The organism is Pedobacter sp. 01T416_2, assembly GCF_056398925.1.
In genome coordinates, this window is record NZ_JBFTQI010000182.1 from 1 (window position 1) to 8,671 (window position 8,671).

General features: G+C 40.0%; 5 protein-coding genes and 1 pseudogene. 2 read left to right on the forward strand and 4 right to left on the reverse strand.

Annotated features, from left to right (window positions below; translation table 11 throughout):
* Positions 1-1,183, reverse strand: a 1,183-nt coding sequence (locus AC1DPQ_RS09935; protein WP_477609063.1) for a glycoside hydrolase family 27 protein, incomplete at its 3' end; no start/stop codon positions are given.
* A gap of 452 nt (positions 1,184-1,635) precedes the next feature.
* On the opposite strand from AC1DPQ_RS09935, the gene AC1DPQ_RS09940 reads away from it, so the two are divergent.
* Together AC1DPQ_RS09940 and AC1DPQ_RS09945 are read left to right on the forward strand one after the other, a co-directional pair.
* The gene (locus AC1DPQ_RS09940; protein ID WP_477609065.1) at positions 1,636-3,285 is read left to right on the forward strand and encodes a tetratricopeptide repeat protein; all 1,650 of its coding nucleotides are present in this window, start codon (positions 1,636-1,638) and stop codon (positions 3,283-3,285) included.
* A gap of 300 nt (positions 3,286-3,585) precedes the next feature.
* Positions 3,586-4,494, forward strand: coding sequence for an AraC family transcriptional regulator (locus AC1DPQ_RS09945; RefSeq protein ID WP_477580078.1), 909 nt, complete (start codon positions 3,586-3,588; stop codon positions 4,492-4,494).
* Positions 4,495-4,887: 393 nt separating this feature from the next.
* Here AC1DPQ_RS09945 and AC1DPQ_RS09950 read toward each other — a convergent pair whose 3' ends face one another.
* From AC1DPQ_RS09950 to AC1DPQ_RS09960, 3 genes and pseudogenes are all read right to left on the reverse strand, one after another.
* Entirely contained in the window at positions 4,888-6,657 is a 1,770-nt protein-coding gene (locus AC1DPQ_RS09950) for a TlpA family protein disulfide reductase (protein ID WP_477609067.1), read from the reverse strand.
* A gap of 46 nt (positions 6,658-6,703) precedes the next feature.
* Positions 6,704-8,095 (reverse strand): TlpA family protein disulfide reductase, encoded by a 1,392-nt coding sequence (locus tag AC1DPQ_RS09955; RefSeq protein WP_477580080.1) that lies wholly within the window; start codon positions 8,093-8,095, stop codon positions 6,704-6,706.
* 81 nt (positions 8,096-8,176) lie between these two features.
* Positions 8,177-8,671, reverse strand: a pseudogene (locus AC1DPQ_RS09960) (hypothetical protein); the annotation flags it as partial.

Here is an 8,671-nt window from a genome sequence, read left to right on the forward strand (position 1 = left end):
CACCATGTGCAGGGATTTCGAAGGTTGCTGTTTTGGCTTTTGTCAAATCATAGTCTTTATGTTTCCATAAATCACGGATCTGATAGTCCTGGGCTGAAACAATCCCCACACTGTCTATATCTAGCGAAATGGACGCTGGCATAGTAGACCTGTTGAGCAGTGTTACTGCAATTTGTCCACTCATCGTAGAAACTAAAGGTTTTGCCCAGATTTCAACACCTTTTTTTTGCTGGAGCCTCCTTGCCTGATAGCCTAATTTATCCTGGTTAAGCGCTATGATTTCTTTGTTCGTAACCAGTTCTAAAGTCTGCTTGGACATCGTTCTCAGATCATTACCAAGTAATAGCGGCGAGTTCATCATGCACCACATCGTAAAATGCGAGCGGTCTTCTTCCTCAGACATCCCCCGCCCAACCTGCAGCATATCCATATCGTTCACATGACCGGAAGAACTATATTTCCAGAGATCTGCATTTTTATCGATAATATGAAGAATCGATTCAAAATTATTGCTGATATCACCTGATATACGCCAGGAATCAGCTATTCCAACTGCCCATTTCCCCGGAAACTGCCACCTGCAGATATTATATAAAACATCTGGCCGAATTGCTTTAATCTGTTTGGCCAGCTGCGTGTAACGTGTCTCTTCATCCAGCCCTAGCGTTTCACCACCACACCAGTCTACTTTTATAAAATCATAACCCCAGGTTTTTAGCATCAGTGTAAGATCTTGCTCGTCATGTCCGTACAGCCCTGAACCTACCCCAATGGTGTCCTTATCCCAGGTTGATGCGCAGGTATTGATACCTGCATCAGAATAAATGCCTGCTTTCAACCCCTTGCCATGGATATAATCTGCGACGGCTTTCATTCCCCCAGGGAAACGTTTTGGATGTACCAACAGCTCTCCTTTCCCGTTTCTTCCACCAAAGAAGCCATCATCAATATTCACAAAATTATATCCTGCGTCTTTCAGGCCTGTGGAAACCATAAAATCTGCTTGCGCCTTGATGATCTTTTCATCAATAGCCACCCTGAAATTATTCCAGCTCGACCAGCCCATGATCGGTGTTTTGGGATGGGCATCAGAATGTCCCTGGGCACATAACTTCCCTGCGGAAAGAAAACCGGTTATAAAACAGTAGAAAAGAACATAGTGTTTAATTTGTGATAATTTCATTGTAGCGATCTTTGATCATTAGAGAAAAGCAAAAAGAATATACAGTCAATATATGATTCATTATAACAGCAGGCTTTAACCATTAAAATAACCTATATGGACGATCAGTCACGTTAAGGACCATAGTATTATGCAAATCTTTTGCAAGAATAACAAGGTTAGTTGATATTAACCAGTGCTGTAAGTAATAAATTAAAGTTTTTATCATTAAAATGATTTAAAAGCGCTTTAAATATTAAAATCCATTATTGGATAAACCAAACTTCCATCGCCTAAACCAACAGCCCCAACCTTTGAACGACTGAAAGTAGCAATTTATCATGAGTATTAGTCTAAAAAGCACCGTAATTAATTAAAGAGGATATCATAAATACGATGCGTTATTTGTATGTTTGAGTATTGCAAAACACCTGCAGTTTTATAACAGCATCCCCTTTCTTATACCGGCAAAAATGACATATAAGCTAAAAATATATTTTACTTTAATTGCGTTTTTTTCAATTTACCAGTCTGCCCTGGCGCAGTCTGATACCAGAGCGATAGACAGCCTAAAAGTTCATCTTTCTGCGGCTGCTTCTCAGGGGGAAAGACTAAAGACCATGTTGACACTTTCAAAACTGATGAGTAAGTCGGATTCCAAATCAGCTCTCGCTTATGCTCAAGAAGCAATGGCGCTAGCTAGTGAAATCCAATTGGATTCGATGATAAATAAAGCGGTCATCAATCTCGCCCGAGCCTATCTAAAGGTTGGAAATTATCCAAAGTCTTTAGACATGTTTCAGGAAATTATCAAGAATCAAGCTTCCAGTTCCAATGACCTTTTAGCAGCCTATAACGGAATCGGTATTATCAATTACTACCAAAGGGATTATAAAAATGCAATCCGGTATTACAACAAGGCGCTCACATTTTCCACTTCCAAAAAATCAGAAATCGGAGCTGAGAAAAAATTAAAAGAGAGCCTGCTGAACAATCTGGGGATAATACATGAAGAAATGAAGGAATTTGACAAGGCAAATTTCTTTTATACCGAAGCGCTAAAGATCTGTAAACAACTAAAAGATGAGGAAAATTTAGTACATGTACTCACAAACCAGGGCCGGCTATATCATAAGCAGGGCAAAAACAAAATGGCRCTCCAATATTACATGGAGGCGTTGAGCATCCGTAAAAAAAACAATGACCTTTCCGGTCAGATCTTATCTTATGATGGCCTTGGAGAGTTCTATTTTGAACTCAAGGAGTATAAAACTGCAGAGGCCTATCTTAAAGAAGCCATTAAACTCGGACAAGGTAACGGAGACCTGTTAACCGTACGCCGTGCCTCCTCCAACCTCTACAAACTGTACCAGCAATTAGGCGATTACAAACAGGCCTTCGAGTCTCTTGCGCTGAACAAAAAGATAAGTGATACACTTTTCAACGCCGAACGGTCGAACAAAATAACCCAATTGGAAATGCAGTTCGAGTTTGACAAAAAGCAGCGGGAGGAACAGGCCAAACAAAAAGAAAAAGAACTTACTTATCTATTGTCAGGGATTGGCCTTGCATTATCGCTGGTAATTGTGAGCCTGTTGTTTTATCTGCAGCGCAACAAGGTAAAAAATTCCCTTTTGGAACAGGCACACCTGAAACTGGAGAAGGAAAATTTACAAAAAGGCATCGAGTTAAAAAACAAAGAACTAACAACCAATATCTTACACCTTATTCAAAAGAATGAGCTCATTGACCATATATCGGAAAAACTCCTAAAGATTAAGCAGAATGTAGATGAAGTAAGCCAGCCTGCCATGCAAAAAGTGGTTACCGATCTCCAGTCTAACCTGCGCCCTGAACTCTTAAAAGAATTTGAGTTCAGATTCCAACAGATACATGAAGATTTTTATCATGTCCTGAACGAAAGGTTTCCAAATCTTAGTCCGAGCGAGCGGAAATTATGTGCGTTTTTAAAACTGAATATGACCACCAAGGAAATTTCAGCTATTACCCATCAGAATATCAAGTCAATTGAGATTGCCCGGACCAGACTGCGCAAAAAACTGAACCTGACCGGCCTGGACTATAACCTGGTCACCTTCCTCTCGCAGCTCGACCGTCTTTAACCCATTTGCTTTATAAACCTGAACCTGGCCAGCCTTGGCCCATTACCTGGTTGTTTGCTTCCACCAGCTCTAAAGTCTTTGATACATTTGGTTTATAAAACTTGCAAACGGAATACGGCCTTTTAGTGGGCACATTTCGGTTGGCCACTACACTTCACCCCGCTAAAAGGGTAATGTAGTAGTCTATAACACCAAAAAATGCATATTGTAATGGTTTTGTAGTGGTGCTTTTTTTCTGTTCTCTTTTTTCTCTGCCCATATTTGGTCTTGCAATAACCAAACAAACAAATCATAAGGTTTATGAATTATTTTTTACACGATGAGGCGCTCTTGGAAGAACAGGTCAATATTCCTGAAGAGGTACAGAATAGAATCAAGAATATACCTTTTAAGAATCTCCTTTATATTACCCAGGTTAGCCACTCGCCCTCTAAAGTTGCGGAATATACAGATAGTTATGTATTGATCTACTGTTTGACGGGGAAAGGTCTGTGTGAAACAGCACATGGCAACTTCCAGCTTCATTCTAACCAGTTTATATTAATACCGCCAAACAGCGGTTATAGTTACCGGGCAGATAAAGGGCACCCTTGGGAAGTTTATTGTTTACATTTTAATGGAAACATGATAAAGGAACTCGATACAACTTTTGGCCTAAATAAATTTACTTCTCCAACCAATCTTATTTTCGACGGTCARATTATCGATTCCTGGACCGAAATTTTTTCTAGTCTTTCGAATGGTCTTACCGATGAAAACATAGCCTATGCCAATCTGTGCCTTTATCGTTTTATTTCTTTTTTTCTCTTCCCTAATCAGCAGCAAAAAACAGTCCAGGAAGTAGAAAAAGAAGATCAGTTGGATCAATCCATATCATTCATGAAAGCCAATGTTCATAAGCGCCTTTGTGTAGATGAAATTGCCGAAGCATTCAGATACTCTCCATCTCATTATTCTGTGTTATTTAAACAAAAAACCGGGCTATCCCCGATTGAATATTTTATCAGGATAAAAATCGAGCGTGCAAGTGAACTGCTTACTAACAGCAACCTGATAGTAAAGGAAATTGCCGGCGAAGTGGGATATGATGATCCTTTCTATTTTACAAGGATCTTTAAAAAAGTTACTGGAAAAACACCTCGGGAATATAAAGGACTTAGTACCTTGACAGGTAATCAAAACAGAATGGGTTTTATTCTCCATAACTAAAGTAATCCTGACGGACCATTGATTATAGGCCCCATACCACAGAAAGGTATAAGTGTATTTTTAAGATATCAAGGAACAGGCATACATTTCCCTTCGAAGAAAATGTATGCCTGTTTTCAGTTTCAGCCCTTTCTGCATGAGATCTTAAAAAAACCGACCAGGCTTTTTCAGATCGAAGTCCCCCCTAGCTAGCCAGCTTAAAGTTTTGTTGTTATTCTGATTCCTTCCAACAGCCAGCCAGCGAAAGCTCATTGTCCTTTTCATACTTCTTTAGAGATGACGGCAGACTGTATCCTTGTCAGGGATACGCTCACTTGTTTTGGCAATGATTATCCTAAAAAACATTCAAATCCCTAAAGGATCTTCCAACAGAAAGTCTTTAGGGATTTGGAGTTAAATGGAACGGTTAAGTTCCCTGTCAATATATTTTTTAATCTTTTCACCGGTTTCGGGTAGGGGGCAACGTACCTCTGACCATTTTCCGTTCTTATCGATCAAAAAGAAACGTGGGATCGCAACCGATTTATATTTTCTACCAAAAGACTTGCCCAGGTCATCTAAAAGCTGAACGCCTTCGAGCTGTTTCTCTTTTATCATATTGAGCCACTTTTGCTTATCTTTCTCTGCATCCAGAGAAATCCCAACAAAAACAATATTATTATTTCCCTTATAATGTTCTTCCACTTCTTTCAGGAAAGGCATCTGTGCCTTACATGGCCCGCACCAGGTAGCCCAGACATCGATCAAAACTACTTTCCCCTTAAATTCCTGCATTGACACCATTTTACCGTTCACGTCCGGCAATGTAAAATCATAGGCTGACTTACCTATAAAAGCTGTATCTGCGGCGAACATATTAAATAGGCTGAGGTATTTTCCCTTAACAGAGGCCTGTTTTGCGTATTGCTGGTATGGAATAAAGACTTCCCGGAATTCACTGTAATTGGATATATTAAACTCCAGTTCTTCCAGTTGTGATTTCAGTAGAAACGATTTTAAAGTATCATTGCTCACTGCGCCCATCATCAGTTTTACCTTTTCGGCATCAGCCAACTGTTTTCTTTTGGCTTCCTCCAATTCTGTCAAAGTAAATTTTGCATACAGGCTCAAATAATCACTGCCTTCCCCCAATTGAAGGATCTGAGTCGAGTTTATCCTATTTTCCTTGAGAATCTGTTGATAATATTGTGGCACATTCAAAAAATCTTTGGCTTGGAATAAAAATCCCCCGCGCTTCTCTGTCGAAGATTGCAACAGCACTTTTAAGGCAAATAAATTATTGTCCAATTGAACTGCAGTCTTAAAGAGCTGGTTAAATCTGGGATTTGGTGTTTTCACCTGTTGCATAAAAGCCGTAATTTTTGGCTGCAAAAGTTTATAGGAAGTTGTAAATGCATCACGGTCTGGCTTATTTTCCATTGCCGTTAATGCCAAAGGTCTTATCAGTTGTTCCCATTGGGCAATTAGCCCATTTTCTGGGCTTGAGCTCGAGGAACCTGCCTGGATTCCCGACRTTGCATCCAGGGTTAGGCTAACCTGGTCATTTGGACGAAGGTAAAGCCGTTTTTTTGCACGCACGGTAGAAAGGTAATAAAACCCTTCTTTTTCCAGCGGTACAATAAATTTAAAAGTTGAATCGCCCTTGGGAATAAAAATAGACTGAATGGTCTGAAGGCGCCCTTCAACAACCTTTTCAAAAGAAAGTTCGATGCCAAATTTAGGATCTTTGAGTAAGCCGGAAACCGAAACAGTTGAAAACTTTGCCGGCAGTTTTTCAATTGTTAGCCCCTTGCCCGCCTGGGTAAACAAAGCCGGATCAATTTTTATATTCAGGTCTTCTTTTTCGGACACCTTTAACGCAAAAGCCGCATCATAATCAGCTTCCAATCTCCGGTGCCCTTTTTTCATTACCACCACCCGCATTTGATAAACCCCGTTCTTATGAAAGGGAATAGCCAGGGAAAACTTATTAGAGGTAGTATCTATAAAATAACTCGCTACCCTAAAAGATTTGTCGCCGAGTTTACAGGCGATCATAATTTGATAGTTCTTTCTTTGAGCCACCGTACCTGTTAATTTAACCTGTCCCTGCTGTGCAGCTGCATTTACTGAAAATAGCAGACAAAAAATCCCGAACAAAAAGCCTTTGATATTTTTTTTCATATTATTATTTTTTTAAACCCTGGACACCCGGGTATACATCAGCTGGTTATTTTACTGCCAAGGCAGCATCAACAATCTTTTTAAAACCCGGATTGGAAGGAACCGGCGCATCTACAGTAACCACCTTCCCTTCTTTGTCAAAAATGAGAAAACGCGGAATTCCCGATATCTTATAGAACTTATAAAATGCATCATCAGACTGTGATAACAGCTCAATACTGGTAAAGCCCTTTTTCTTTACAAAACTTTTCCAGAGTTCTTTTTTAGCATAACCATCCACCGACATTCCGATAAAAACAATATCATTTCGGTCTTTATAGCTTTCGGCAATTTTTTCCATTACCGGTTTTTCCTGAAGACATGGAGCGCACCACATAGCCCAAACATCAACGATCACAACTTTCCCCTTAAAGCCGGTCAATGTATAGGTCTTGTCGTTTACATCTTTCAGTTCAAAATTACATCCCTGACTTCCTTTTGCCAATGGCCCCAGCTCGTTGTAGCGTTTCTCGTAAGCTTCTTTCTGATCCTGGGTAACAAAAATATTTTTAAAGGGTTCTACGTAACGCCTAAAATCTTCATACTCTTTGATATTGGGCATTTTGTGCAATAAATATGCAACTTTCACGCCTTTTTGGTTAATCCTAGATGCATTTTCAGCTGAAAACAGGTTATCTACGACTTTTTGTACATTATTCACTTCTTTAAACTTCCAATACCCAAAAACGTAATCGAGCAGTTCCATGCCTTGTTCTGTGCGGAGTAGGCGCACGTCATTGATGATGTTTTTATCAAGCAATGGTTTATAAAAAGTCTCTCCCTCTTCTGTATCATGAATGCCGTTCAACCTGCCAAAACCAAAATAATTAGCCGCCCTTAGATATAAAAGGTCCACCGCAACTTTATCCTTAAGCCAGGCACCAAAATAAGCATTGGCAGTTTTGTTGGATTTTAAAAATGATACTGAAAACTGCTCAAATTGTGCATATTTATCGCGTCCAAGGCTTGGTCTGCTCACTACAGAACGGCAATAAGCATTCATTGCATTTAACCAGGTCTGCAGGCTTTTAGTCTCCGGGTTGGATTTTGTAACGGTACAGCTATCGTAGTCGATTGAAAGATTGGAGGCATAAAAATCAATCTTTTTTTGCTCGCCAGCTTTCAGGTATATGGCATATTTAAACTCATGCCCCTTACCTCCCGCCTTTTTGAAAAAGTAAACGCCTTCTTTAACGTTCAGGCCAAAAGTACAGTTCCCATTTTTATCGGGACGTTTGAAACCTAAACTTACGGCATCCCCTTCCTTTAACTGATAGAGGAACAGGCCGCTGGTGCTACCTCCATGAACGGTACAATTAAGTGTTGCATTAACTGTATCCGCACGGGTATCGATAACCAGTAGGCTGCAGTATAACAGGATTAAAAATAGCTTCTTCATTTTATTCTCTTTATTTCAAATTCAGTTTTAAGTGAAGCATATCCAAAAACGCATTTGTGGATATACTTCAAATTATTTTATTTATTTTGCATTAAAACGCTTGTTCAACGCTCTTTTAATATAATCTGCTTCATACTGAAGGTGGTCTTTTGAATCTTTGTCTGTGGCTGTTGGAATTGCGCTCTGGATATCCTTGCACAGATCGTCCAGGTGAACCCCTATTATTGCACCGATATCCGAGGCAGTAGTTATTGGCGCTGCTTCTGCAGCTGCTACGCCTCCAAATAAAAGGCCAATGGCGTTACTTCCAGTCTCAGCTTCCTTCATTGATCTGATAAGGGCATCTACATAAGATTTCTGTACATCGCGGCGGTACTGATCAATGGGTTTATGGCTTTTCAGCTCGCTCCAGATACCTGATTTCATGTCCGCCAAAAATTCTATCATTGAATAAGTTTTATCTTTGCCAAAGCGCTGTTCCATCATGTTCAGGGTATTGAATACCCTGTCACTGAACAGGACGTTCATCTGGCGGTCCTGAACAATGTTTACGCTACTGTAACGGGCAGGGTTACC

Coding starts and splice junctions, on each gene's coding strand:
- AC1DPQ_RS09955 (WP_477580080.1), bottom strand. CDS start 8,095: ATGAAGAAGCTATTTTTAATCCTGTTATACTGCAGCCTACTGGTTATC.